Source organism: Nonomuraea sp. NPDC050547, assembly GCF_044457345.1.
Lineage (GTDB): Bacteria > Actinomycetota > Actinomycetes > Streptosporangiales > Streptosporangiaceae > Nonomuraea.
In genome coordinates this window covers 392,092-416,306 of the sequence record NZ_JBITGW010000006.1, presented here as the reverse complement: position 1 = coordinate 416,306, position 24,215 = coordinate 392,092, and the positions used below count along the sequence as shown (strand labels likewise).

Below are 24,215 nucleotides of genomic sequence, written 5' to 3'. Positions count from 1 at the left end.
TCAACTGCCCCCGCTCCAGCGGCTGCCGAAGCCGCCCCGCTGGATGGACTTGCCGTCGCGGCTGCTGATCGTGACGTTGGAGGGCCGGATCGTGCTGCCGCCGTGGACGAGGGCGCCGCTGCGGGTGCCGCCGTAGTACCAGTGGTAGGCGCGGTAGGCGCCGCCGGAGGAGTAGTGGTCGTCGTCGCAGTAGTCGTCGTCGACGACCTCGTAGGATCCGCTGTTCAGGCTGGTGGCCTCGACGCAGTCGGCGGTCACGTCGTCGTCGCCCTGAGCCGCGCAGTAGCCGACCACCACGACCGACACGATGCCGATCACGGTCAGTGTGATCACCTTGGAGGACTTGCCTGGGCGGGCGGCTGGCGGGGCGGTCATCGAGCTCCAGATCTATGGTGGCCAGTTAGCCTATCGATGCTGTTTGTCCGCTTCAATCTCTATAAGTCATCGCTTTCAAAACGCTTGAGTCCCTGGTTGGGGTATTTGTCTACCTATGGATCCGGTGCAGGCTCTACGGGACATCGCCTTTCTGCTGGAGCGGGCGGGCGAGCCGACCTATCGCGTGCGCGCCTTCCGCCGCGCCGCCGCCGTCGTCGCGGACCTGCCCCCCGACGAGCTGGTACGGCTCGCCGAGTCGGGCGCCCTCGCCGGCCTGCCCGGCATCGGCAAGGTCACCGCGCTGGCCGTCACCGAGGCGCTCGCCGGGCAGACGCCCACCTATCTGCGGCGCCTGCGGGCCACCGAGGGCAGCGACCTGGACGCCGACACCGCCGCCCTGCGCGCCGCGCTCCGAGGCGACCTGCACAGCCACTCCGACTGGTCCGACGGCGGCTCGCCGGTCGAGGAGATGGCGGCCGCCGCCAAGTCGCTCGGCCACGAGTACCTGGCGCTGACCGACCACTCGCCCCGCCTCACCGTCGCCAACGGCCTGTCGCCCGCCCGGCTGAAGCGCCAGCTCGACCTGGTGGAGCGCCTCAACGAGGAGCTCGCGCCGTTTCGCGTCCTGACCGGCATCGAGGTGGACATCAACCCCGACGGCACCCTCGACCAGGAGCCCGAGCTGCTGGACCGGCTGGACGTCGTGGTCGCCAGCGCGCACTCCAAACTGCGCATGAACCGCTACGAGATGACCCGCAGGATGGTCACCGCCATCGCCAACCCGCGCGTGGACGTGCTCGGCCACTGCACCGGCCGGATCGTCAAGGCCGGGACCAAGCGGGGCGGGCTGCGGCCGGAGTCGGAGTTCGACGCCGAGCTGGTGTTCGAGGCGTGCAGGCGGTTCGGGGTGGCGGTGGAGATCAACTCGCGGCCCGACCGGCTGGACCCGCCCAAGCGGCTGATGCGGCAGGCGTACGAGTGGGGCTGCCTGTTCTCGATCGACTCCGACGCGCACGCGCCGGGGCAGCTGGACTGGCAGCGGTTCGGGTGCGAGCGGGCCGCCCTGTGCGGGATCGAGCCCGAGCGCATCGTCAACACGTGGCCACTGGATCGGCTGCTGGAGTGGACCCGCGGGTGACCACCTGGCGGTGAGGACAGAAGAACCTGCCCCGAAGTGCGGGAACCCCGAGTTTGTCGGTGCTGCGGCGTACCGTCGGGATCGTGAACCGGACTGATCGGCTCTACGCCCTGGTGGAGGACCTGCGCGCGATCGCCCCCAGATCCCGTTCGGCGAGGGAGCTGGCCAAGCGGTTCGAGGTGAGCGCGCGCACCATCGAGCGCGACATCCTGGCGCTCCAGGAGTCCGGCGTGCCCATCTTCGCCTCGACCGGCCGCAAGGGCGGCTACGCGATCGACAAGAAGATGTCGCTGCCGCCGCTCAACTTCACCCCGCCCGAGGCCGTCGCGATAGCGGTGGCGTTAAGCCGCGCCGGCGACGACCAGCCCTTCGCCCAGCAGGCCCGCAGCGCCCTGCGCAAGGTCGTGGCGGCCATGCCGGGGCCCGAGGGCGAGCTGGCCAGGGAGCTGGCGCGGCGGGTGCGGCTGATGGCGCCGGCCGACCCGCCCGAGGAGATCCTGCCGCTCGGCGGCGAGGGCGTCTCGCGCGCCATCGAGGACGCGCTGCTGCGCCGGCGCGTCCTCAGCCTCGACTACGTCGACAGGAAGGGCGCCCTGACCACCCGGGAGGTGGAGCCGGGGGTGTTCCTGGGCGGCCGGGGCGGCTTCTGGTATCTGGTGGCCTGGTGCAGGCTCCGCGACGACGTGCGGGTCTTCCGCCTCGACCGCATCGCGGCCGCCTCCGTCACCGCGGAGAAGGCGCCGGAGCGGCCGCTCGAAGGCTTCGCCACGGACGTGCCGGAGATGATCGTGCGCGGCACGGTGATCGACTAATCATTCGAAAACACCGACATAGGGTTGTCGCATCCATGTTTTATCGTTGTCTTGTTCGAAAAGCGAAGGAGGACAACGTGGATAACACCGTCACCTGGTTCGAGGTGGCCACTGACGACCCCGACGGAGCCGAGCGCTTCTACGGCGGGCTGTTCGGATGGACGTTCACGCCCGGCGGGGGCGACGGGCCGGACTACCGCATGATCAGCTCCGCCGGCGCGGAGCGGCCCTCAGGCGGCCTGTTCAACACCAAGGGGGAGTTCCCCGCTCACGCGGTCTTCCACGTGCAGGTCGCCGACGTCGAGGCCGCCTGCGCGCAGGCCGAGTCGCTGGGGGGCAAGGTCGTCACCAAGGTCATCGACGACGGGGCGGGCACCGACTTCGCCTACCTACGGGACACCTCGGGCAACCAGTTCGGCGTGTTCCGCCAGAGGGGCTGACGCGACGGCCGGGCACATCGCGGCGCTTCCCCCGCCGCCCCGCCCGGCCGGTGGCGCCGGTCACCACCCGCCCTGGGCACGCCGCCTCCCGCCGAACGGCGGCGCGCCCAGGGCCATGCTCTAGCGCTCGCAGGTCGCGTTCTTCTGCGGGACCGTGCCCTGCAGCAGATAGCCGTCCACGATGCCCTTGACGCACTGGCTGCCCGACAGGTACGCCCCGTGCCCCTCACCGGTGTAGGTGACGAGCGTGGCGGTCTTGAGCTGTTCGGTGAGCTTGGGCGCCCATTCGTACGGCGTCGCCGGGTCGCCCTTCCCGCCCACCACCAGGATGGGCCCCGACCCGGTGGCGTCCACGTGCCTGGCCTCGTCGCTGCCGGGCACCGGCCAGATCGAGCACAGCTGCCCGGCCCCCGCGCTCCCGAACAGCGGCGAGATCTTCAGGGCGGCCGCCTCGGTCCGGTCCAGCGTCGCCTTGTCCGGGCGCTCCGCGCTGTCGACGCAGGTGATGGCGGGGAAGCTGGTCATCTGGGTGGTGTACTTGCCGTCCGGCGTGCGGCCCGTGTAGGAGTCGGCGAGGTACATGAGCGCCTCGCCCTCGCCCTTCATGGCCTGGCTGACAGCGGTCTCCAGGAAGGGCCAGGTCAACTCCGAGTACAGGGCCGCGGCCACGCCGGTCGAGGCCAGGCCCTGGGTGAGGTCGCGGTCGCCGACCTTGATCGGCTTCTCGGACAGCTCGGTCATGAGCCGGTCCACGTTCTTGTTGCCCGCCTCGACGCTGCCGCCGAGCTCGCAGCCCTCCTTCACGCACGCCTTCAGGAAGCTCTCGTACGCCTTCTGGAATCCGGCGGTCTGGACGAGGGTGCGCTGCTCGAAGGTGACGGTCGGGTCGAGGGGAGCGTCCAGGACCATCCGGCCGACGTTCTTCGGGAACAGGGTGGCGTAGACGCCGCCGAGGAGCGTGCCGTACGACATGCCGAGGTAGTGGAGTTGCGCGTCGCCGAGTGAGGCGCGCATGCGGTCCATGTCGCGGGCGGCGCTGACGGTGCCGACGAACGGCAGGATCTTGCCGGAGTCCTGCTCGCACAGGCTCGCGAACTTCTTGTTCGCCTTCGTGCTGGCCGCGTTCGTCTCCGCGTTGGCGGGCAGCGTGTTCATGGCGGTGAACGTGTCCATCTCCGCGCTGCCGCCGCATCGCACGCCGGAACTGCGCTCGACGCCGCGGGGATCGAAGCTGACCAGGTCGTAGCGGGCGTTCAGCGTGCCGAACGACTTGGCCGCCTGGGCCAGCGTGTCGACGCCGGAACCGCCGGGGCCGCCGAAGTTGAACAGGAGCGAGCCGATCCGGTTGGCCTTGTCGGTGGCCGGGACGCGGATCAGCGCGATGTCCAGCTTGTCGCCGTCCGGCTTGGTGTAGTCGAGCGGGACGGACAGTTTGCCGCACTGCTGGGTGGCGTCTTCCTTGGCGGGCGGCTGGCCATCGGGACGGACGATGTCCGTGCAGGCACCCCAGTTGATCTTCTCCGGGGGAGCGACGGCCTGCGGCTCCGCGGTGCTGGTACAGGACGTGGCCAGCACGGAGAACGTGACGACGGCAAGAACACGGCGCATATAAGGCATTCCCCTCGTGTCGCAAGGGGGAAGTAGAGCCCACAATACGCGAAAAGGGGGAGGCGGCACGCACCCCTCCTGAACGTGCCGCCTCATCTTCTCTCACGAAGGTGACGCCCGAATATGACGGCGCTCCCGGAAAAAACTTCCCGGGAGCGCCAGATCGTCGTCAGACGCCCATGGACTCGGCGTCGTTGCTCTCCGCGCCGCCGGCCTCGGTGACGCCGTTCTTCAGGTGGTAGCGGGCGATCGCCTCGCGCAGCACCTCACCGTCGAGCTCGCCACGCTTGACGAGCCGCGTGAGCACGGCCAGGGTGATCGAGGCCGCGTCCACGTGGAAATGGCGGCGCAGGGCCGAGCGCGTGTCGGACAGCCCGAACCCGTCGGTGCCCAGCGAGCTCCAGTCACCCGGCACCCACTGCGCGATCTGGTCCTGCACGGCCTTCATGTAGTCGCTGACGCCCACGAACGGCCCCTGCGCGCCGGACAGCTTCTGCGTGACGTACGGCACGCGCTGCTCGGCGTCCGGGTTGAGCAGGTTGTGCTCCTCGCAGGCCAGCGCGTCGCGGCGCAGCTCCGTCCACGAGGTCGCCGACCAGACGTCGGCCGACACGCCCCACTCCTCGGCCAGCAGGCGCTGAGCCTCCATGGCCCACGGCCCCGCCACGCCCGAGGACAGGATGTTGGCCTTCGGCCCCTGCGTCTGAGGCCCTTCGGCGAACTTGTACAGGCCCTTGAGCAGCCCCTCGATGTCGAGGTTCGCCGGCTCGGCGGGCTGGATGTAGGGCTCGTTGTAGACGGTGAGGTAGTAGAAGACGTTCTCCTGCTCCTCGCCGTACATCCGGCGCAGACCCTCCTTGACGATGTACGCGGTCTCGTAGGCCCAGCTCGGGTCGTAGGAGACGGCGGCCGGGTTCGTCGAGGCGATGAGCGGCGTGTGGCCGTCCTCGTGCTGCAGGCCCTCGCCGTTCAGGGTGGTGCGGCCGGCGGTGGCGCCCAGCAGGAAGCCGCGCGTCATCTGGTCGGCCATCTGCCACATCTGGTCGCCGGTGCGCTGCCAGCCGAACATGGAGTAGAAGATGTAGATCGGGATCATGTGCTCGCCGTGCGTGGCGTACGACGTGCCGACCGCCGTGGCCGAGGCCATCGAACCGGCCTCGTTGATCCCCTCGTGCAGGATCTGGCCCTGCTCCGACTCCTTGTAGGACAGCAGCAGTTCCCGGTCCACGGCCTCGTAGGTCTGGCCGTGCGGGTTGTAGATCTTGGCGCTCGGGAACATGGCGTCCATGCCGAACGTCCGCGCCTCGTCCGGGATGATCGGCACGAACCGCTTGCCGATCTCCTTGTCGCGCATGAGGTCCTTGAGCAGGCGGACGAAGGCCATCGTCGTGGCCACCTGCTGCTTGCCAGAACCCTTGGAGAACTGCTGGTAGACCTCGTCGCCGGGCAGCTTGACCGGCTTGGCGCGCAGGACCCGCTTGGGCAGCACGCCGCCGAGCGCCGCGCGGCGCTCCTTCATGTACTCGATCTCCGGGTCGTTCTCGCCCGGGTGGAAGTACGGCGGCAGGTCGCCTTCCAGAGCCGAGTCCGGGATCGGCAGGTACAGCCGGTCGCGGAACTCCTTGAGCTCGGCCTTGGTCATCTTCTTCATCTGGTGCGTGGCGTTGCGCGCCTCGAAGTCCTTGCCCAGCGTCCAGCCCTTGATGGTCTGGGCGAGGATGACCGTCGGCTGGCCGACGTGCTCGCGGGCCGCCTTGAACGCCGCGTAGACCTTGCGGTAGTCGTGGCCGCCGCGCGACAGCTTGCGGATGTCGTCGTCGGTCAGGTGCTCGACCATCTTGCGCAGGCGCGGGTCGCCGCCGAAGAAGTGCTCGCGGATGTACTCGCCGGACTCGACCGAGTACGTCTGGAACTGGCCGTCAGGCGTCGTGTTCATCTGGTTGACCAGCACGCCGTCGACGTCGGCGGCCAGCAGCGGGTCCCAGTCGCGGCCCCAGACGACCTTGATGACGTTCCAGCCGGCGCCGCGGAAGTATGACTCCAGCTCCTGGATGATCTTGCCGTTGCCGCGTACCGGGCCGTCGAGGCGCTGCAGGTTGCAGTTGATGACGAACGTGAGGTTGTCGAGCTCCTCACGCGCGGCCAGGCCGATCGCGCCGAGCGACTCGGGCTCGTCCATCTCGCCGTCGCCCAGGAAGGCCCAGACGTGACTGCGGCTGGTGTCCTTGATCTGGCGGTTGAGCAGGTAGCGGTTGAACCGCGCCTGGTAGATCGCGCTGATCGGGCCCAGACCCATGGAGACAGTGGGGAACTCCCAGAAGTCCGGCATGAGCCGCGGGTGCGGGTAGGAGGGCAGGCCGTGGAAGCCGTGGCTCAGCTCCTGGCGGAACGCGTCGAGCTGAGCCTCGTTGAGGCGGCCCTCCAGGAAGGCGCGGGCGTAGATGCCCGGCGCCGCGTGTCCCTGGAAGAAGACCTGGTCACCCGACTCGCCGTGGTCCTTGCCGCGGAAGAAGTGGTTGAAGCCGACCTCGTACAGGGAGGCGGCCGAGGCGTAGGTGGCGATGTGGCCGCCCACGTTGGTGCGCGCGTTGGCCCGGGAGACCATGACCGCCGCGTTCCACCGGATGTAGGCCCGGATGCGGCGCTCGACGTGCTCGTCGCCGGGGAACCAGGGTTCGCGCTCCGGCGGGATCGTGTTGAGGTAGTCGGTGCTGCGCAGGCCCGGCACGCCGACCTGGTGCTCGCGGGCGCGCTCCAGCATGCGGAGCATCAGGTAGCGGGCGCGGGTGCGGCCCTCCGCCTTGACGACGTTGTCGAGCGACTCGAGCCACTCGTTGGTCTCGCTGGGGTCGACATCAGGCAGCTGGCTGGGTAGGCCGTCGCTGATGATCGAGAAACGCTGGCGTCCGGAAGCCACTGGGTCTCGCCTTCCGAGGTCTGATGTCTGGGTCGTGGGTCGCCTTCCATCCTGGTCGCTTGCCGTAGAAAGTGCATCTCTACTCACGAGTAACCAGGACGTCCCTGCTGGCAGGAGCCCAAGGGGTGGCCTAGACCACCGATGGTAGGACGAATCGCCACCACAGGTTACATCGGCATGCCAATTTAACAAGACTAGAAAAGCTACGAGATTTCCCGATTTGCCAGCCCGAATCGTGATGGCCTGCCGCGGGGGTCGGCGCAGAGCTTAGAACACCCCCTTTCCGGGTCGGCGACCGGGCAAAACCGACGGGCTTGTGGTGGATGGGCGCGCCCTTCAGGTCTACCCCGGAGAGATGGCGCGCGAGTGGAGAACCGCTGGTGCACCCCTCAAGCCCCCTCGCCCCCCTTCGGCCCCCTCGGCCTGCTTGTGTCGCATACTGTCCGTCCCACCCCACTCGTCGGCTCTGCCCGGGGGGCGCGCCACCCCCACGCTCTTTCCGCGCCGCGTCGGCGGGATGGGGGTACGGCGGAGCTCGGCGCCCCTCAACGGCGCCCAGCCGAAGCCCTGCGGAGACCGGTGGGTTGCTGTGGGCCGGACATCGAAGGCGGGGGGCGGGGGGCGGGGGGCCGTGGGAAGGGGGATACGAAGGGCCGTGGCGGCGGGGACCACGTCCGACGTGAGAAGCGACCCCCACGATCGGCGCCCGCCCACGGCGGTGGGTGGCGTGGGAGCGGCACCGCCGTAACGGAAACGCGTGGGTTGATCTTGAGGAAACAAGCAAGTTGATCTTGGGGGAAGTAACGTTTGGGTCAGGATTGCGGCGCGCTCCGATGGGAGTGCCGGTTGCACCTCTTTCCCAAGCGCGTCTGTCGTACCAATGTGTGAAGTATGAACGCGACGGTAGGCGACCGGCTCCTCATGCACGGGAACACCGTTGGCGAAGGGGACCGGCGCGGAGAGATCATCGAGGTTCGCGGGACGGAAGGCGGACCGCCGTACATCGTACGGTTCGACGACGGGCACACGGGGCTGGTCTTTCCCGGCCCTGATGCGGTCGTTGTGCCTCAGTAGGATTTCCGTGTGGAATCCCAGATCATCTCGCTGACCACCGGGTCACGCGAGACGGTGCACGACATCACCCCGCAGTGCGCGGAGTTCGCGCGTGAGCAGGGCGGCGACGGGCTTTTGCATGTCTTCGTCCCGCACGCGACCGCCGGGGTGGCGCTGATCGAGCTCGGCGCGGGCAGTGACGACGACCTGTTGTCCGCGCTGGCCGGCCTGCTGCCCGCCGACGATCGCTGGAGGCACGCGCACGGTTCGCGCGGTCACGGACGGTCGCACGTCATGCCCGCGCTGATTCCGCCCTATGCGACGGTGCCGGTCCTCGGGGGACGGCTGGCGCTGGGAACCTGGCAGTCGATCGCGGTCGTTGACCTGAACGTCGACAACCGTGAACGCCACGTTCGTCTGTCGTTTTTGTCGGGTTGATTCGGACGGTCCTGTCGCCGTACCCGTGGCGACCGTTGACGACTGAGGGTCACAGCGTGTGGACTGTCCCGAAGCGATAAACCGCAAAATGCGGGGCCACTCAAGCAGGAGGGATAAACGTGAGCGCGACCGCGGGTCAGGCGCAGGGCGAGCGCGGCCTGGCCGAACGACTCGGCCTCAAGCCGGGTCAGGTGGTGCAGGAGATCGGTTGGGACGAGGACAGCGACGAAGAGCTTCGCTCGTCAATCGAGAACCTGACCGGCAATGAACTGCTCGATGAGGACAGTTACGACGTCGTAGACGTGGTGCTGATGTGGTGGCGCGACGGTGACGGCGATCTCTTCGACGTTCTGAGCGATGCCATGCGATCACTCGCAGAGGGCGGCCAGATCTGGCTGCTGACTCCCAAGGCCGGTCGCGACGGCCATGTGGAGCCGAGCGACATCGGGGAGGATGCCGCTACCGCGGGCCTTTCGCAGACGAGCAGCATCTCCGCCGCACCCGATTGGTCGGGGACCAGGCTCGTCGGCCCCAAGGGCCGACGCTAGGGAGCAGAGCGCCTGCCATGATGGCCGTGTGAACCCACTGGTAGGCGCCCTAGCTCCCGACTTCGAACTCCAGGACCAGCACGGCGCCCCGGTCAAGCTCTCCGCCTTCCGGGGCCGCGAGGTCGTGCTGGTCTTCTACCCGCTGGCCTTCAGCAACGTCTGCAACAGCGAGTTGTCAGCCTTGCGGGACTTTGTCACGGACGCGCAAATTCTGACTGTCTCCGTAGACTCTCTTTTCTCCCATCGTGCATGGGCGGACCAAGAGGGCTACACATTCCCACTGCTGTCGGATTTCTGGCCACACGGACAGGTCGCGCGGGCGTACGGTGTGTTCGATGAGCAGAAGGGGCTCGCGCAGCGGGGGACCTTCATCATCGACGGCGCGGGCGTGGTCCGTTGGTCGGTCGTGAACCCGATCGGCACGGCGCGCGACGTGGCCGACTATGCCAAGGCACTCGCCGAGATTTCGTGACAACGGAGGATGCGATGCCCTGCTACAACTGCGGGGCCCGGCAGACCGACCCGGTACGCGGCGCGAGCCCCTGGAAGCGCGGGGTGCGCGACGAGTCCCAGGTGCTCATCTGCCCGGACTGCCAACGGCTGCACGACCTCGACCTCGACACGTGCGGCACCTGCGGGTCCAGCGCGTTGATCTGCCGGTTGGGTGAGGTCGAATGCCGCTCGTGTGGTTCTGTCCGGCAGGCGCGATCGGGGGATCCGCTGGTGCCAGAATCGCCGCCCGGCCTGTCGGCCGAGGTCGAGGCCGCTCTGAACCGGGTGCTGGGCCGGGCGTGACGGTCTCCGGGCGGCCACACTTTTTCCGGACATATGCTGAGCTGCGCTATCGTCTCCTTTCGTGTCCGCAATGAGTTCGTTCGTCGTCGCGCTCGACGTCGGTGGCACGTCCATGAAGGGCGGCCTGGTCAGCGAGTCCGGCGTGGTGCTCCTCACCGAGCGCCGCCCGACCCCCCGCGAGGAGGGGCCGGCCGCCGCGGTGACGGCGATCCGCGACTTCATCAGCCATCTCGCCGCATCCGGTGACGGCATCCCGTCCGGGGTGGGCCTCGCCGTACCCGGGCTGGTGTCGGAGAACTCCGCGGTCTACTCCGCGAACATCGGCTGGCGCGACGTGCCCGCCGCCGACTTCACCGCCCTCGATGTTCCGGTACGGCTCGGCCACGACGTCCAGACCGGCGGCCTGGCGGAGAACGTTCTGGGCGCCGGGCAGGGGGTGGACGACTTCCTCTTCCTGCCGATCGGTACCGGAATCGCCGGGGCCCTGATCCTGCGCGGCGAGCCGTACGGCGGTTCGTCCGGATGGGGCGGCGAGATCGGCCACATCCCGGTCTTCCCGGACGGCGAGCAGTGCGCCTGCGGGCAGTTCGGCTGCCTGGAGACCTATGCGTCGGCCGCCTCCGTGGGCCGCCGCTACAGCCAGCGTGCGGGCCTGTCCGGTGTGAAGGCGGAAGAGGTCGTGGCCTCCGACGACCCCCTCGCCGTGGAGGTCTGGGACGAGGCGGTGGAGGCCCTCTCCCTGGCCCTGGCCACCTACACCCTCCTCCTGGACCCCAGCATGATCGTCCTGGGCGGCGGACTGGCAGAGGCGGGCCCCGCCTTGTTCGACCCGGTACGCACCCGGCTCGTGAAGCGCCTGGCGTTCCGCGACGCGCCCCCGCTGGTGCCGGCGGCGCTCGGGGTGGACGCCGGCATGCTGGGCGCGTCCCTGCTGGGCTGGCGCGCCGCCGGCCGCCCCGACCTCGGCCCCGGCTGGACGGTCAATGTGCGCTCGGCGCCGTTGGTGTCGTAAGGTGTAGTGCCGTTCGGGACGATTAGCTCAGCGGTAGAGCACTCGCCTTACAAGCGAGGGGTCACTGGTTCGAACCCAGTATCGTCCACCTGCACTTTCAAGCCCCGCAGCGATCATGTTGCGGGGCTTTCATGCCATTCGCGTGCCACTAGATCGGGTTGATCATGGTGTCCGCGATCCTTCTGTCGGCCTCCGCCGTACCGTGCTGGTAGATCAACGCGGCGCGTACCGAGTCGTGTCCCATGTGGTCCATGAGGTCCCTCAGACTTGCGCCCGTACTGGCCGCGATCGACGGTTCTAGAGGCTTCCGCGCCCTTGGCAGCATATTTGACGATGTACCGAGGCCACACCGCCGTCATCCATGGCCCACGCCAACGGCCGCCCGATCGAGGTCACCGAAGCCAAGGCACCGGCCGACCGCTACGAGATCGCCTACCACCGCGAAGTGGCCAACACCCCGGACATCGACCTCACCCCCAGGAACTCAGCGACAACGGCATCGACCTGGTGATCTAGGCGCGGCCGTACAACTCGCGAAAGTAACTGGTGCACCGAGGCAACCGGCGGGCCGCCTCCTCGTCGTCGTCAAAGTCCCATTCCTCGTCGGTGGGATTGGGCAGAGCCTCCAACACATAACCCCGAGCCTGGAGGGCATCCGCAAGGGCGTCCCCGTCCAGGCCTGTCACCTGTGGCCACACTTTGACGGCTACATAGTCGAGTTCCTCGAACCCCGGCAAGTCCTCGTCAGTGCGTGGAAGGCGATGACGTTGAAGGTGGAGAAAGCTCTGGACCTCTGGCACCTCGGCGAGGGTGTCCGGATCGCTGGTCACCCGCTCGAAAGTCTCGCGGCCAAGACCGACGAGCCACATGTGGAAATACCAAACGCTGTCGAGGCCACCCACCAGATCCAAGGCGCGTGCGGCTCCCCAGACCATGTACGTGTCGGCTTTGAGCCGGGCCTCCTGCATCCACGAGGCGAAATCAAGGATCTCTTCGACAGGTTGCCTCGCCAGCTTCCCGTGGAGCCACCTCAAACGCCCGTCCTTCGTGCTGGTCTCACGCGCGGACTGCTCAATCAGCTCCCAGAAGGCGTCGACATTCATGGCGGGTGATCCTGGCACACGAATGGACGACGTGGCCATCGTCAGTCAGGCGGCGAGGTGGTTCAGCGTTTCTTTACGGGTTCAAGGGCTCGCTTCGCTCGCCGCGCCGCCGCCCGCTCCGGGCGGCCAGCGCGCCGGGCATGCGGCCTGGGGGCCGGTCCCGGCGCGCGCCGCCCACCGCTCCAAGGCGGCGCCAAAGCGATCAAGCCCTTCCCTGCAGAAGTCTGGATCAGCAAGGCCGTTTCCGTCACCGGCCTCCACCGCTGCGCGGCCCGTGCGGGGTGCTTCGCATGGACGCCGGCCACGCCACTCTCTGGCAGATCACCCACGGGCCGAGGTCCGTACCCCCGCCCCCGATATCGCAGTGTTCGTGTCCCTCGGTCGGCGTCAACTCCGTCTGTACAGCACCCGCCGGACGCTCGCGTCCGGGAAGACGGAGTTGACACCTCGGTCGGGCCACACAGTCCGGCAGCCATCGGGGGCGGGGGAAAAGAGGCCTCGCAGCGCACCGCCTATTGGACATACCCGGCAAGCAGTGCGACCCAGGTCTGCCGCGTCCGCCTCAGCGACTCCCAGTCGGTCTCATGGATCTTCGCCACCGGCTCGCCTTGCACTATGCGCCGGATGAAGGCCCGGCCACCCGCCAGGCACAACTCGTACACTGTCGCCCGACACGCGCACGTCCAATCCTCCACCCGAACCCGCCTCCCACTTGGACCCGCCACGTACCACCGCAGCCGCCCACATCCCTGGCGCATCGGCCTCACATGCGGACTCAGACACTCGTCGAGATGGGTCATGAGGCTTCACGCCTGGTTGGTGCACATGGCGGGTGAGCTTGCCGCAACACTCTGTGGCGCAGGGCGATACGTGTGGCAGCGGTCTCGGGGACATCCGCCGGACAAGCGGCATAGACACGCCGCCCGGACCTGCCGGACACGCTTCCGCCCCACCAGCGGTAGACCAGGCCGTCAGTCCAGATGACCAGGTCGATCCAGACCGAGACCAGGGCGAGGCCGTAACCAGCGTGGATATCGGCCGCGATGCCGTGCGGTTCCAGCGCCCGGACCAGGCGTTGGGCGGCCCGTATCTCTCCCGGGACGACGTGGGCCATGGACATCTCCTCCCTCTGCGTGGACTGAGCGTCATCCAGGAGGGACAGTAGGTGCGCGTGCTGCGCAGGACCCGGAAGAGTTTTCCGGGGTCGGGGGCCAGGCCGACGTGAGGATGGTGAGCATGCGAGGAACGGCCAGGAACCTCACTATCGGCCAGCGCATCGCCTGGTACCGGCGGCGACGAGGACTCTCTCAGGAGGTCCTGGCCGGACTGGTCGGCCGCACCACGGACTGGTTGAGCAAGGTGGAGAACGACCGTATTTCCCTGGACCGGCTCTCGGTCATCAAGACGATGGCCAACGCCCTGGACGTCTCTCTAGGTGATCTCCTTGCCGAACCCAGCTTGTTCGAGTGGAGCGATGATCGGGGCAGCCATTCGATCCCGGCGCTACGGGCCGCACTCACGGACTACCGGCAGCTCTCGCCGATGGCCATCCGGATCGGGCAGGAGGAGCCGCCCGCATTGGCTGGGCTCGCAAGCGAGATCGCGGAGGTGTGGAAGGCGTACCAGTCGTCTCATTACACCAAGGTCGTGGAACGTCTTCCGGTGCTCCTGGCGCAGGCCCATCATGCCGAGCGCTCCTCTCACGGAGACGCTCGGCATGCTGCCTTGGGAGTGCTCGGCCACGTGTACCACGCCGCCGCCAGCATCCTGACGAAGGTGGGCGAGGCGGACCTGGCCTGGATCGCCGCAGAGCGCGGGCTCGCATACGCCCAGGAATCACGCAGCCAAGTCGTGACCGTCTCGCTTCTGCGCTCGGTCACGCATGCCTTGCTGGCCAATGGCCGCTACGGCGCCGCCATCCAGCTCACCAGCGACGCGGCCGCACTTCTTGATGACGACCTCCCCAAGGCGACACCGGACCTCCTGTCGGTATACGGCACGCTCTTTCTCGCCGGGTCCGTGGCCGCCGCGAGAGCGGAGGACCGCGCGACGACAAGGGCCTTCCTCGCCGAGGCGCAGGAGTCGGCCACACGACTGGGCACCGACGCCAACCACGCATGGACCGCATTCGGCCCCACCAATGTCGCCATCCACCGAGTGGCCACGGCGATCGAGTTGGGGGACATCCAAGTCGCCATCGACATCGGTCCTAAGCTCGACACCCGTGCCCTCCCCATTGAGCGACGCGTTCGGCACGCTCTCGCCGTCGCCCACGCCCTCAGTCTGTGGAACCGCACTGACGAAGCGCTCGCGACCCTGCTGGACGCCGAGAAGATGGCGCCCGAACAGGTCCGCTACCACTACCTTGGCCGTCAACTGGTGCTCTCCTGGATCAGAAGGCAGAAGGGCAAGCCGAGCTTCCAGCTCACCGACCTGGCGCGTCGCCTGCGGATCGTATGACGGGGCGACGTCGCGTAGGGTCGGGTGGGTGAGCGATCACGACGCGCCGCCGTTCGCCCGAGCCTTGGCCGCAGCCGGGGTCCTGTTCTTCGACCGCGACCGCCGGGTCCTCCTGGTCCAACCGGCCTACAAGGAGTACCGCGACATCCCCGGCGGGTACATCGAGCCGGGAGAGACGCCGTACGCAGCCAGTGTGCGCGAGGTACGTGAGGAACTCGGCATCGAGCCGCCGATCGGGCGTCTCCTCGTTGTGGACTGGGCACCCCATCCCGAGGAGGGTGACAAGATCCTCTTCGTGTTCGACGGCGGTGTGATCGACGAGGACACGCTCAAGCGGATCAGCTTCGCCGACAAGGAACTGACCGGCTACAGCTTCCACCCTGCCGACGAGCTGGACGGGTTGTTGATCGAGCGTCTTGCCCGCCGGGTCAGAGCCGCTGTGGCAGCCCGTGAGCAGGGCGAAACCGTCTATCTGGAGTACGGCCAAGCCGTCGCGGCCGAGTGACGAACTGCGTGACAATGGCCCCGGACACGGCTGGACGGCAGCGGACTCCCTCGGACCATAAGCCCAGGTGAGGGCACGAATCGGCGATGATCCAGCCCTCACCTGGTGTGACTTACAAGCGAGTGGTCACTGGTTCGAACCCAGTATCGTCCACCTGCACTTTCAAGCCCCGCTGCGATCATGCTGCGGGGCTTTCCGTCAGCGTGGGCGGCGGGTTTTCTTGGTGCGGCCTGACGGTGTGGCGCGGCTCTGGGCGGGCTTTCTTGGCTTGCGCTGTGTCGGCTTTTCCGGGGCGGTACGGCCGCGCGTGCTGTTGACCGTTCGGCCGCGGACGATGCCGATGAAGTCGTCCACCAGGTCGGTGGTCGCCTCTGTGGGCCAGGCCAGGGCGATCTGGGATTGGGGGGCGTCGGGGACCGGGCGGTAGGTGAGGTCCTTGCGGTGGTGGAGGCGTGCCAGCGACTGCGGGACCAGGAGAACGCCGGTGCCCGCCGCCACGAGCTCGATCGCCTCGGCTGTCGTGGGCGGGCGGGTGAAGGCGGGTTCGCCGGGCAGGGTCGTCCACTCGATGGTGTCGTCCAGCGGCTGGAGTACCTCTTCGCCGGACAGGTCCGCGATGGTCACCTCGTCCAGCGCGGCCGCCGCGTGGTCCTTCGGCACCACCACCACGGTGGTCTCGAGGTAGAGGGGGATCACGCTGAGGCCGTCGCGGTCGATCGGGAGGCGGACGAATCCGGCGTCGGCGCCGCCTTCGCGCAGCAGGGGCACGACCTCGGCGGCGGTGGTCTGGTGCAGGATGAGTGGCACCTCGGGCTTTCTCTCGGCCCAGATGTTGACCCATTTCGCGGGTGTCACCCCCGGCACGTACGCCAGCCGGAACCCCGTACCGTTCTGCCCACCGTTCACCCGCCCAGGGTACCGATGGCCGGAGACCACGTTCCGAGTGACTACCCTTGACGCCATGACCTCGCCCAAGACGAAGACCACCCAGACGATGAAGCCCGCGACCGCGGCCAAGAAGCTGGGTGTCCTGCTTTCGGCGACTCCCGCCGAGTTCCAGGAGGGCGTCGTCTCCAGGGACGAGCTGAACGAGCTGCAGTCCAAGCCTCCTACCTGGCTGGCCGACCTGCGGCGCAACGGCCCGCATCCCAAGCAGGTCGTCGCGGCGAAGCTCGGGGTCTCCATCTCCGGCCTGGCCAGAGGCGGCGTCGACCAGCCGCTCACCACCGCCGAGATCGAGGCTCTGAAGGTGGAGAACCCCGCGTGGCTGGAGCGTGAGCGGTCCGTTCAGGCCGAGTTGCGCAAGGAAGCACTCAAGGTCAAGCAGGGCTGACCGGCGTGTCCGCCGTGGACGACCGGGATCTCCCGCGGACCGTGGACGAAGCGGTCGCGGCGGAACGGGCAGGACGACCTCTGCGGTACCTGTTCTTCTGGGGGCACCGGCCGGATCGCGACGGTCAGGCCGGGCCCGGGTGCCTGTCGCAGTGGTGGCCGGCCTCCTTCACCGAGGACGGGCAGGTCTTCGCCACGGCCGAGCACTACATGATGGCGCACAAGGCCTGGCTGTTCGGCGATCACGCCGCCGCCCGCGCGATCCTCGCCGCGGCGCACCCCGGCGAGGCCAAGACGCTGGGCCGGGCCATCCGGGGGTTCGACGACGCGGTCTGGGCCGAGCATCGGTTCGGCATCGTGGTTCGAGGGAACGTCGCCAAGTTCGGGCAGCACGCGGGCCTGCGGGAGTTCCTGCTGGGCACGCGCGGGCGGGTGCTGGTGGAGGCCAGTCCCCGCGACCGTGTCTGGGGCATCGGACTGGCCGCCGCAGATGAGCGCAGTGCGAAGCCTTCGACCTGGGACGGGCTCAACCTGCTCGGGTTCGCGCTGATGGCTGTGCGGAACGGCTGGTGAATGCGCCTGGTCAACGTAAGTGAATGACTGGCGAATGACCGGTAAAACTCCGACAACCCCCGTGGATTGGGAAATATCTGCGTCATCTGGGATCGTTGAAGGCTCGGCGGCGTGGGGAGCGTCGCTACGGGCTGCGACCCGCCAACCGAGCGCGTGAGGTCACGTACCGGGGCCCGCATCGTCTACGCATGAGGTGAGCCTTGGTGGTCAATGCCGTGATTTCGCAGGATGCCGTCTTTCTGTCCGCCGGTGGGAACACTACCGCGCGGACTCTCGTGGACATTCTTCATGAGAGTGCCGCCGCCCACCCCCACGCGCCCGCGCTTGACGACGGCGTGAGCGTCCTCGACTACTCCCGGCTGACCAAAGAGGTGGCGCACCTGGCCGGCTCGCTGGGCGAGATGGGCATCGGGCCGGGGGAGCGGGTCGGGATCCGGGTGCCGTCGGGGTCCAACGATCTCTATGTGGCCATTCTGGCGGTGCTGACGGCGGGTGCCGCGTATGTGCCGGTGGACGCCGACGATCCTGAGGAGCGGGCCGAGCTCGTCTTTCAGGAGGCCGACGTCGCGGCGGTGATCGGCGCGGCGGGGATCGTGAGCAGGCGCCCCGCGGGGGCCGGCGCGCGGGCGCCGGAGCCTGAGGACGACGCCTGGATCATCTTCACCTCCGGTTCCACGGGCAAGCCCAAGGGTGTGGCGGTCAGTCATCGCAGTGCCGCCGCCTTCGTTGACGCGGAGGCCGGGCTCTTTCTCCCGCTCGGGCCTGGAGACCGGGTGCTGGCGGGGTTGTCGGTGGCCTTCGACGCCTCGTGTGAGGAGATGTGGCTGGCGTGGCGCAACGGCGCCTGCCTGGTTCCGGCGCCGCGCTCGCTGGTGCGCACCGGGATGGACCTCGGGCCGTGGCTGGTGGAGCGCGGGATCACGGTGGTGTCGACCGTACCCACGCTGGCGGCGCTGTGGCCGGTCGAGACGCTGGACGGCGTGCGCCTGCTGATCTTCGGCGGCGAGGCCTGCCCGCCCGAGCTGGCCGACCGGCTGAGTACCCCCGACCGGGAGGTCTGGAACACCTACGGCCCCACCGAGGCCACCGTCGTCGCGTGCGCGGCGCCGCTGGTCAAGGGGGAGCCGGTGCGGATCGGGCTGCCTCTGCGGGGCTGGGACCTGGCCGTGGTCGACCCGGCGGGCAGGCCGGTCGCCATGGGGGAGACGGGCGAACTGGTCATCGGGGGCGTGGGGCTGGCCCGCTACCTCGATGAGGACAAGGACCGGGAGAAGTACGCGCCGCTGGAGTCGCTCGGCTGGGACCGCGCCTATCGCAGCGGCGACCTGGTGGTGGCCGATCCCGAGGGGCTGCTGTTCGTCGGGCGGGCCGACGAGCAGATCAAGCTGGGCGGGCGGCGGATCGAGCTGGGCGAGGTCGACGCCGCCCTCCAGGCGCTGCCGGGGGTGACCGGCGCGGCGGCCGCGGTCAAGACCACGGCCTCAGGACACCAGCTTCTCGTCGGCTACATCGTGATAAATGGGGAAATATCCCACGCGCGGGAACAGCTGGAAGCCGTGCTGCCCGCCGCCCTCGTGCCGCGGCTGGCGGTCGTGGACCACCTGCCCACGCGTACCTCGGGGAAGATCGATCGCGACGCGCTGCCCTGGCCACTCGACGACGAGGACGAGGAGGCCGCCGACCTCGACGGACTCCAGGCATGGCTGGCCGAGCAGTGGCAGGACATCCTGGGCCAGCGGGTCAGCGGGCCCGACACCGACTTCTTCACCGCGGGCGGCACCAGCCTGGCGGCGGCGCGGCTGGTCTCGACGCTGCGCGGCAGGTATCCGGACGTGGCGGTGGCCGACCTCTACGACCATCCGACCCTCAGCGGGCTGGCCGACCGGCTCGAAGAGCTGGAGCAGCCCGTCGAGGAGAACACGCGCGTCGTGCTGCCGATGCCGCGCCGGGCGGCGCTGGTCCAGACGGCGCTGATGCTGCCGCTGCTGACCGTGCGCGCGATGCCCTGGGTGGTCGGCGCCCTCGTCGTGGGCAATCTGACGAACGTTCTCGCGGTCGGCTGGTGGTGGGTGATCGCGGGCGCGCTGCTGTTCCTGACGCCGTTCGGCCGCCTGTCGCTGGCGGCGGGCGCGGCGCGGCTCGTCCTGCGCGGCGTCGAACCGGGCGTGTACGCCCGAGGCGGCGCCACCCACCTGAGGGTCTGGTTCGCCGAGCAGTTGGCGGCGGGTCTCGGCGCGGGCGGTCTCGCCTCCGCACCCTTGATCACCTACTACGCGCGGGCGCTGGGCGCGCAGGTGGGCGAGGACGCCGACCTGCACACGATGCCGCCCATCACCGGCATGCTCAAGCTCGGCAGGGCCGCCGCGATCGAGCCCGAGGTGGACCTCACCGGCTACTGGCTCGACGGCGACCTGTTCAGGATCGGCGAGATCAGGATCGGGGCCGGCGCGACCGTCGGCGCCAGGTCGATCGTCCTGGGGGGCGTGCGGATCGGGAAGAACGCCCAGATCGCCCCCGGCTCGTCGGTCGGCGGCGACGTTCCGGCCGGGCAGCGGTGGGCGGGGGCGCCGGCCGTACGGAAGGGGAAGCTGACGCCCAAGGCGCCGGCGCCCCGCAGGTACCGCCGGTGGAGTGTGGCCTACGGCGTGTCCGCGATGGCGTTCAGCCTGATCCCGCTGCTGGCCGTGCTGCCCGGGATCGCCGTCCTCGGCCCGGCCGGCATCGCGGCCGCGACCGTCGTCTCGATGGTCAGCATGGCGCTGCTGCTGCTCGGGGCCGTCAGGCTGCTGTCGATCGGGCTGCGCGCGGGCAGTCACCCGGTGCACAGCCGTACGGCGTGGCAGGCCTGGGCGACCGAGCGCCTCATGTCCATGGCCAGGGTGTGGCTGTTCCCGCTGTACGCCAGCGGGCTCACCCCGATGTGGCTGCGCGCGCTCGGCATGAAGGTGGGCCGCGACGTCGAGCTGTCCACGGTGCTCGCGCTGCCCTCGATGACCGAGGTCGGCGACGGCGCGTTCCTGGCCGACGACACCAAGGTCGCCCCGTACGAGCTGTCCGGCGGCTGGATGCGCCTGGACCACGTGCGCATCGGCAAGCGGGCGTTCGTCGGCAACTCCGGCATGACCGCGCCAGGCCGCAAGGTGCCCAAGGACGGGCTGGTCGGCGTGCTGTCGGCGGCGCCGAAGAAGGCCAAGGCGGGTTCGTCCTATCTCGGGATGCCGCCCGTCAAGCTGCGCAGGACCGCCCAGAGCGGCGACACGGGACGTACCTACGACCCGCCGCTGCGCTTCAAGGTGGCGCGGGCGCTGGTGGAGGTGTGCCGGGTGGTTCCGGCGATCGCCACGGCCGCGCTGGCCGTGCTCGTCGTCACCGCGCTGGTCACGATCGCGCGCGACCTCCATCCGGCCGCCGCGGTGCTGCTGGGCGGCGTGGTGCTGGCCGCGGCCGGGTTCGTGGCGGCGGCGGTGTCCGTGGTGGCCAAGTGGGCGCTCATGGGCCGGATCCGGCCCGGCGACCGGCCGCTGTGGAGCGCGTTCGTCTGGCGCAACGAGCTGGCGGACAACTTCGTCGAGGTGCTCGCCGCGCCCTGGTTCGCCACCTCATGGCTCGGTACGGCCGGCCTGAACGTCTGGCTGCGCGCCCTGGGCGCCAAGATAGGCAGGGGCGTGTGGTGCGAGACCTATTGGCTGCCGGAGATCGACCTGGTCAGCCTGGGTGACGGCGCCTCGGTCAACCGCGGCTGCGTGCTTCAGACCCACCTGTTCCACGATCGGGTGATGAGCATCGATACAGTCGAGCTGGCTGAGGGTTCCACACTCGGCCCGCACGGGGTGGTGCTGCCCGCGGCCACGGTCGGGAGCAACACCACGATCGGCCCTGCCTCGCTGGTGATGCGCGGCGAGTCGCTGCCCGCGCGGACCCGGTGGTACGGCAACCCTGTCGCCGCGTGGCATCAGGCAGCGTGATCGACGGGAGGATGGTGCGGTACTTCCCCGACCGTGGCGACGACGGGTACTCCGTCCGGCACTACGACCTGGCACTCGACTATCGGCCGGGGCCCAACCGGCTGGCCGGCGTCGCCAAGCTGGACGCGGTCGCCGCCGAGCCGCTGGAGCAGGTGCGGCTCGACCTCGGCCCGCTGCACGTCTCCCAGGCGCTGGTCAACGGCATGCGCTGCCGGTTCACGCACGGCGGGGGCAAGCTCCGGCTGACTCCCGGCGGGCGGCTGCCCGAGGGGCGTGAGTTCACCGTCGAGGTCCGCTACTCGGGCAACCCCAGGCCGGTGCCCAGCCCGTGGGGCGGGCTCGGCTGGGAACAACTGGAGGACGGCGCGCTCGTGGCCAGCCAGCCGACCGGCGCGTCCTCCTGGTTTCCGTGCAACGACCGGCCTTCGGATAAGGCGACCTACCAGATCGCGGTGACGACGGCCACGCCGTACACGGTGGTGTGCAACGGGCAGCTCACCTCGACACGGCGGGCGGGCTCGCGCACGACGTGGGTCTACCACGAGACGGTGCCGATGGCCTCCTATCTCGCGAGCGTGCAGATCGGCCGCTACCAGCTCGGCGACCTGCCGGGTGAGGTGCCGCAGCGGCTGGCCGTGCCGGCGTCGGCGGCGGTGCGGGCGCGGCGGATGCTGGCCCGGCAGGACCGGATGATGCGGGTCTTCACGGAATGGTTTGGTCCCTACCCGTTCGCGGAGTACGCGGTGGTGGTGACCGAGGACGACCTGGAGATCCCCGTCGAGGCCCAGGGCATGTCGATCTTCGGGCCGAGCCAGCTCGCCGAGGAGCGGCTGGTGGCGCACGAACTGGCCCACCAGTGGTTCGGCAACAGCCTGACGCTGGCCCACTGGCGCGACATCTGGCTGCACGAGGGCTTCGCCGCCTACGCCGAGTGGCTGTGGTCGGAGGAGTCGGGCGGTGAGAGCGCCGCCTCGCACGCGCGCCGCTGGCACGCCGCGCTCAGCGCGCAACCCGCCGACCTCGTGCTCGCCGACCCGGGGCCGAAGCGCCTGTTCGACGACCGGGTCTACAAGCGGGGCGCGCTCACGCTGCACGCGCTGCGCGGGGTGCTGGGCGAGCCGGCGTTCCGCTCGGTGCTGCGCGAGTGGGCCGACGGGTACCGCCACGGCACCGTCAGCACCGGCCGCTTCACCGAACTCGCCGGCCGCTACGCCCCCGAGCCGCTGGACACGTTCTTCCTGTCCTGGCTCTATTCGGAACGGCTCCCGCCGCTGTCGTAGACCTCAGGACCGGACGAGGCGGGCGATCGCGTCGGCCGCCTCCTTGACCTTCAGCTGCGCCTCCTCGCCGCCCTTCTTGGTGGCCTCGGCGACGCAATGCGCCATGTGCTCCTCCAGGAGCGCCAGGGCGAACGACTGCAGGGCGCTGGTCGTCGCCGACACCTGGGTGAGGATGTCGATGCAGTACTTGTCGTCCTCGACCATCCGCTGAAGGCCCCTGGCCTGGCCTTCGATCCTGCGCAGCCGCCGTAGGTGCTCCTGCTTGTTCTCGGTGTATCCGTTCATGTGACCCCGTCCTCTCGTCACCCATCGCAACGTCATACCCCCCTACCGTATTTCCTCCCATGCCTTACGGGGGTAGGGTCTCCATAACCTGAACATCTATGTTCGACTTATGGAGGTGGTGGTCATGGGCCGCTGGGCCGTGCTGGGACTGCTGGGGCTGGCGCAGTTCATGCTGATCGTCGACATCACGGTGGTGCAGGTGGCGCTGCCCACGATCGGGAAGGAGCTCAGGCTCGACCGGGAGGCGCTGACCTGGGTGGTGACGACCTACACGCTGGTGTTCGGCGGGCTGATGGTGCTCGGCGGGCGGCTGGCCGACGCCTTCGGCGCGCGGCGCACGCTGCTGGCCGGGCTCGGGGTGTTCGCCGCGGCCTCGCTGGTGTGCGGGGTGGCGGGCGACGGGGCGACGCTGATCGCCGGGCGGGCGTTCCAGGGGGTCGGGGCGGCGCTGATGTCGCCGTCCGCGCTGGCCGTCATCACCCGGACCTACCACGGCGAGCTGCGCAACCGGGCGCTGGGAGTCTGGGGCGCCATCGGCGGGTCCGGCGCGGCCGTCGGCGTCCTGGCCGGCGGGCTGCTGACCGCGGGGCCGGGGTGGAGCTGGGTGTTCTACGTCAACGTCCCGATCGGGCTGGCGGTCCTGGCGGCGCTGCCCCGGCTCGTCGGACGGGACGAGGCCCATGCCGGCGGCCGCCGGGTCGACGTGCCGGGGGCGGCGACGGTGACGCTGGCCACCGCGCTGCTCATCTACGGGCTGGTCGGCGCGGGCGACGCCGGGTGGGGCGCGTTCTCCACGCTGGCCGCGCTGGGCGGGGCCGTACTCGGTTACGGGCTGTTCGTGCTGGTCGAGCGGAACGTGCGGACGCCGCTGATGCGGGCCGAGACGATGGCCAGGCGGGCCGTGGTCTCGGGGACGTTCGTGATGCTGGCGGCCACGGGCCTGATGCTCGGGCTGTTCTTCGTCAGCTCGCTCTACCTGCAGCACGTTCTCGGCTACGACGCGCTGACGACCGGGCTGATCTTCCTGCCGGTGGCCGTCGCGATCACGCTCGGGGCGAACCTCGGCGGACGGCTGGTCGGGAAGGTCGGCGGGCGGCCGGTGGCGCTGGTGTCGTTCGCGCTGACCGCGGCCGGCGCGGCCCTGATGACGCGGATCTCGCCGGACGCGAGCGTCTGGACCACGCTGGTGCCCGGGTTCGTGCTGGCGGCGTTCGGGATCGGGCCGGCGTTCGTCACGGCGACGACCACGACCATGGCCAACGTGCCCGCCGGTGAGGCGGGCGTCGCCTCCGGCGTGATCAACACCTTCCACGAGCTCGGCGGGTCGATCGGGGTGGCGGTGGTCTCCACGATGGCCGCGGCGAGCCTCGCGCCCGGGGCGTCCGGCGTCGAGGGCTTCACCGGGGCGCTGCTGCTGTGCGTGATCGTGGCCGCGGTGGCGGCCGTGGTCTCGTCGGTCCTGGTGCCGGCGGGCGTGCCGTCCGGGGTCACCGTGGGGCACGGCCACGGGCACGGCCACTGACGTTTCCGGATGTGGCGGGAAACATGCCGACGCCGGAAAAGTACTAGACGGAAG

The 24,215-nt window shown here is 69.4% G+C and carries 23 protein-coding genes and 1 tRNA gene; 18 read left to right on the top strand and 6 right to left on the bottom strand.

Going from position 1 to position 24,215, the window contains the following annotated elements:
- Positions 1-375, bottom strand: coding sequence for a hypothetical protein (locus ACIBHY_RS18230; RefSeq protein WP_397242036.1), 375 nt, complete (start codon positions 373-375; stop codon positions 1-3).
- Between the two features lie 115 nt (positions 376-490).
- On the opposite strand from ACIBHY_RS18230, the gene ACIBHY_RS18225 reads away from it, so the two are divergent.
- The 3 genes from ACIBHY_RS18225 to ACIBHY_RS18215 all read left to right on the top strand — a co-directional run bounded on the left by ACIBHY_RS18225 (position 491) and on the right by ACIBHY_RS18215 (position 2,765).
- A complete protein-coding gene (locus ACIBHY_RS18225) occupies positions 491-1,513 on the top strand; it encodes a PHP domain-containing protein (protein ID WP_397307266.1) in 1,023 nt (340 codons plus the stop codon).
- A gap of 83 nt (positions 1,514-1,596) precedes the next feature.
- Complete coding sequence (locus tag ACIBHY_RS18220; protein ID WP_397242040.1) at positions 1,597-2,325, top strand: helix-turn-helix transcriptional regulator; 729 nt, start codon at positions 1,597-1,599, stop codon at positions 2,323-2,325.
- A gap of 77 nt (positions 2,326-2,402) precedes the next feature.
- Positions 2,403-2,765, top strand: coding sequence for a VOC family protein (locus ACIBHY_RS18215; RefSeq protein WP_397242042.1), 363 nt, complete (start codon positions 2,403-2,405; stop codon positions 2,763-2,765).
- Positions 2,766-2,885: 120 nt separating this feature from the next.
- Here ACIBHY_RS18215 and ACIBHY_RS18210 read toward each other — a convergent pair whose 3' ends face one another.
- Together ACIBHY_RS18210 and aceE are read right to left on the bottom strand one after the other, a co-directional pair.
- Entirely contained in the window at positions 2,886-4,373 is a 1,488-nt protein-coding gene (locus ACIBHY_RS18210) for an alpha/beta hydrolase (RefSeq protein ID WP_397242046.1), read from the bottom strand.
- A gap of 169 nt (positions 4,374-4,542) precedes the next feature.
- Complete coding sequence (gene aceE, locus ACIBHY_RS18205; RefSeq protein WP_397242048.1) at positions 4,543-7,290, bottom strand: pyruvate dehydrogenase (acetyl-transferring), homodimeric type; 2,748 nt, start codon at positions 7,288-7,290, stop codon at positions 4,543-4,545.
- A gap of 891 nt (positions 7,291-8,181) precedes the next feature.
- Here aceE and ACIBHY_RS18200 point away from each other — a divergent pair.
- The 8 genes from ACIBHY_RS18200 to ACIBHY_RS18165 all read left to right on the top strand — a co-directional run bounded on the left by ACIBHY_RS18200 (position 8,182) and on the right by ACIBHY_RS18165 (position 11,647).
- Positions 8,182-8,364, top strand: coding sequence for a DUF1918 domain-containing protein (locus ACIBHY_RS18200; protein ID WP_184974625.1), 183 nt, complete (start codon positions 8,182-8,184; stop codon positions 8,362-8,364).
- Positions 8,365-8,373: 9 nt separating this feature from the next.
- The gene (locus ACIBHY_RS18195; protein ID WP_397242050.1) at positions 8,374-8,781 is read left to right on the top strand and encodes a secondary thiamine-phosphate synthase enzyme YjbQ; all 408 of its coding nucleotides are present in this window, start codon (positions 8,374-8,376) and stop codon (positions 8,779-8,781) included.
- A 119-nt stretch (positions 8,782-8,900) separates the two neighbouring features.
- Complete coding sequence (locus ACIBHY_RS18190) at positions 8,901-9,329, top strand: DUF3052 domain-containing protein (protein WP_184974631.1); 429 nt, start codon at positions 8,901-8,903, stop codon at positions 9,327-9,329.
- 28 nt (positions 9,330-9,357) lie between these two features.
- On the top strand, positions 9,358-9,801 hold the full coding sequence (locus ACIBHY_RS18185) for a peroxiredoxin (protein WP_184974634.1): 444 nt from the start codon (positions 9,358-9,360) through the stop codon (positions 9,799-9,801).
- Positions 9,798-10,124 (top strand): hypothetical protein, encoded by a 327-nt coding sequence (locus ACIBHY_RS18180; protein ID WP_379609548.1) that lies wholly within the window; start codon positions 9,798-9,800, stop codon positions 10,122-10,124. Before ACIBHY_RS18185 ends, ACIBHY_RS18180 begins: the two co-directional genes overlap by 4 nt.
- A 70-nt stretch (positions 10,125-10,194) precedes the next feature.
- Positions 10,195-11,136 (top strand): ROK family protein, encoded by a 942-nt coding sequence (locus ACIBHY_RS18175; protein WP_397242053.1) that lies wholly within the window; start codon positions 10,195-10,197, stop codon positions 11,134-11,136.
- Positions 11,137-11,152: 16 nt separating this feature from the next.
- Positions 11,153-11,224 (top strand) — tRNA-Val (locus tag ACIBHY_RS18170).
- A gap of 273 nt (positions 11,225-11,497) precedes the next feature.
- On the top strand, positions 11,498-11,647 hold the full coding sequence (locus tag ACIBHY_RS18165) for a hypothetical protein (RefSeq protein ID WP_397307265.1): 150 nt from the start codon (positions 11,498-11,500) through the stop codon (positions 11,645-11,647).
- A 1-nt stretch (position 11,648) separates the two neighbouring features.
- Here ACIBHY_RS18165 and ACIBHY_RS18160 read toward each other — a convergent pair whose 3' ends face one another.
- Entirely contained in the window at positions 11,649-12,239 is a 591-nt protein-coding gene (locus ACIBHY_RS18160) for a DUF4240 domain-containing protein (protein ID WP_397307264.1), read from the bottom strand.
- A 1,236-nt stretch (positions 12,240-13,475) separates the two neighbouring features.
- Here ACIBHY_RS18160 and ACIBHY_RS18155 point away from each other — a divergent pair.
- Positions 13,476-14,699 carry a helix-turn-helix domain-containing protein gene (locus ACIBHY_RS18155; RefSeq protein WP_397307263.1) on the top strand — a complete coding sequence of 408 codons (1,224 nt, stop codon included), beginning with the start codon at positions 13,476-13,478 and terminating at the stop codon, positions 14,697-14,699.
- Positions 14,700-14,727: 28 nt separating this feature from the next.
- Entirely contained in the window at positions 14,728-15,204 is a 477-nt protein-coding gene (locus ACIBHY_RS18150) for an NUDIX domain-containing protein (RefSeq protein WP_397307262.1), read from the top strand.
- Between the two features lie 198 nt (positions 15,205-15,402).
- Here ACIBHY_RS18150 and ACIBHY_RS18145 read toward each other — a convergent pair whose 3' ends face one another.
- The gene (locus ACIBHY_RS18145; protein WP_397307261.1) at positions 15,403-16,110 is read right to left on the bottom strand and encodes a LysR family substrate-binding domain-containing protein; all 708 of its coding nucleotides are present in this window, start codon (positions 16,108-16,110) and stop codon (positions 15,403-15,405) included.
- Positions 16,111-16,165: 55 nt separating this feature from the next.
- Here ACIBHY_RS18145 and ACIBHY_RS18140 point away from each other — a divergent pair, with 55 nt between their 5' ends.
- The 4 genes from ACIBHY_RS18140 (at position 16,166) to ACIBHY_RS18125 (ending at position 22,354) form a co-directional block, all read left to right on the top strand.
- On the top strand, positions 16,166-16,537 hold the full coding sequence (locus ACIBHY_RS18140) for a DUF5997 family protein (protein WP_397242067.1): 372 nt from the start codon (positions 16,166-16,168) through the stop codon (positions 16,535-16,537).
- 5 nt (positions 16,538-16,542) lie between these two features.
- The gene (locus ACIBHY_RS18135) at positions 16,543-17,109 is read left to right on the top strand and encodes an NADAR family protein (protein WP_397242069.1); all 567 of its coding nucleotides are present in this window, start codon (positions 16,543-16,545) and stop codon (positions 17,107-17,109) included.
- 275 nt (positions 17,110-17,384) lie between these two features.
- Positions 17,385-21,074, top strand: a complete 3,690-nt coding sequence (locus ACIBHY_RS18130) for a Pls/PosA family non-ribosomal peptide synthetase (RefSeq protein WP_397307260.1) — start codon at positions 17,385-17,387, stop codon at positions 21,072-21,074.
- Positions 21,071-22,354 carry a M1 family metallopeptidase gene (locus ACIBHY_RS18125; protein WP_397307259.1) on the top strand — a complete coding sequence of 428 codons (1,284 nt, stop codon included), beginning with the start codon at positions 21,071-21,073 and terminating at the stop codon, positions 22,352-22,354. Before ACIBHY_RS18130 ends, ACIBHY_RS18125 begins: the two co-directional genes overlap by 4 nt.
- 3 nt (positions 22,355-22,357) lie before the next feature.
- Here ACIBHY_RS18125 and ACIBHY_RS18120 read toward each other — a convergent pair whose 3' ends face one another.
- Positions 22,358-22,639, bottom strand: coding sequence for a metal-sensitive transcriptional regulator (locus tag ACIBHY_RS18120; protein WP_379609562.1), 282 nt, complete (start codon positions 22,637-22,639; stop codon positions 22,358-22,360).
- A gap of 109 nt (positions 22,640-22,748) precedes the next feature.
- On the opposite strand from ACIBHY_RS18120, the gene ACIBHY_RS18115 reads away from it, so the two are divergent.
- Positions 22,749-24,161 carry an MFS transporter gene (locus ACIBHY_RS18115; protein WP_397307258.1) on the top strand — a complete coding sequence of 471 codons (1,413 nt, stop codon included), beginning with the start codon at positions 22,749-22,751 and terminating at the stop codon, positions 24,159-24,161.
- The last annotated feature ends 54 nt before the right edge of the window (positions 24,162-24,215 follow it).

Bases quoted from the DNA above. Each gene is read 5' to 3' on its own strand.
- ACIBHY_RS18120 (WP_379609562.1), bottom strand. From the start codon at position 22,639: ATGAACGGATACACCGAGAACAAGCAGGAGCACCTACGGCGGCTGCGC.
- ACIBHY_RS18160 (WP_397307264.1), bottom strand. From the start codon at position 12,239: ATGAATGTCGACGCCTTCTGGGAGCTGATTGAGCAGTCCGCGCGTGAG.
- ACIBHY_RS18155 (WP_397307263.1), top strand. From the start codon at position 13,476: ATGCGAGGAACGGCCAGGAACCTCACTATCGGCCAGCGCATCGCCTGG.
- ACIBHY_RS18210 (WP_397242046.1), bottom strand. From the start codon at position 4,373: ATGCGCCGTGTTCTTGCCGTCGTCACGTTCTCCGTGCTGGCCACGTCC.
- ACIBHY_RS18115 (WP_397307258.1), top strand. From the start codon at position 22,749: ATGGAGGTGGTGGTCATGGGCCGCTGGGCCGTGCTGGGACTGCTGGGG.
- ACIBHY_RS18200 (WP_184974625.1), top strand. From the start codon at position 8,182: ATGAACGCGACGGTAGGCGACCGGCTCCTCATGCACGGGAACACCGTT.
- ACIBHY_RS18165 (WP_397307265.1), top strand. From the start codon at position 11,498: ATGGCCCACGCCAACGGCCGCCCGATCGAGGTCACCGAAGCCAAGGCA.
- ACIBHY_RS18230 (WP_397242036.1), bottom strand. From the start codon at position 375: ATGACCGCCCCGCCAGCCGCCCGCCCAGGCAAGTCCTCCAAGGTGATC.
- ACIBHY_RS18140 (WP_397242067.1), top strand. From the start codon at position 16,166: ATGACCTCGCCCAAGACGAAGACCACCCAGACGATGAAGCCCGCGACC.
- ACIBHY_RS18225 (WP_397307266.1), top strand. From the start codon at position 491: ATGGATCCGGTGCAGGCTCTACGGGACATCGCCTTTCTGCTGGAGCGG.
- ACIBHY_RS18175 (WP_397242053.1), top strand. From the start codon at position 10,195: ATGAGTTCGTTCGTCGTCGCGCTCGACGTCGGTGGCACGTCCATGAAG.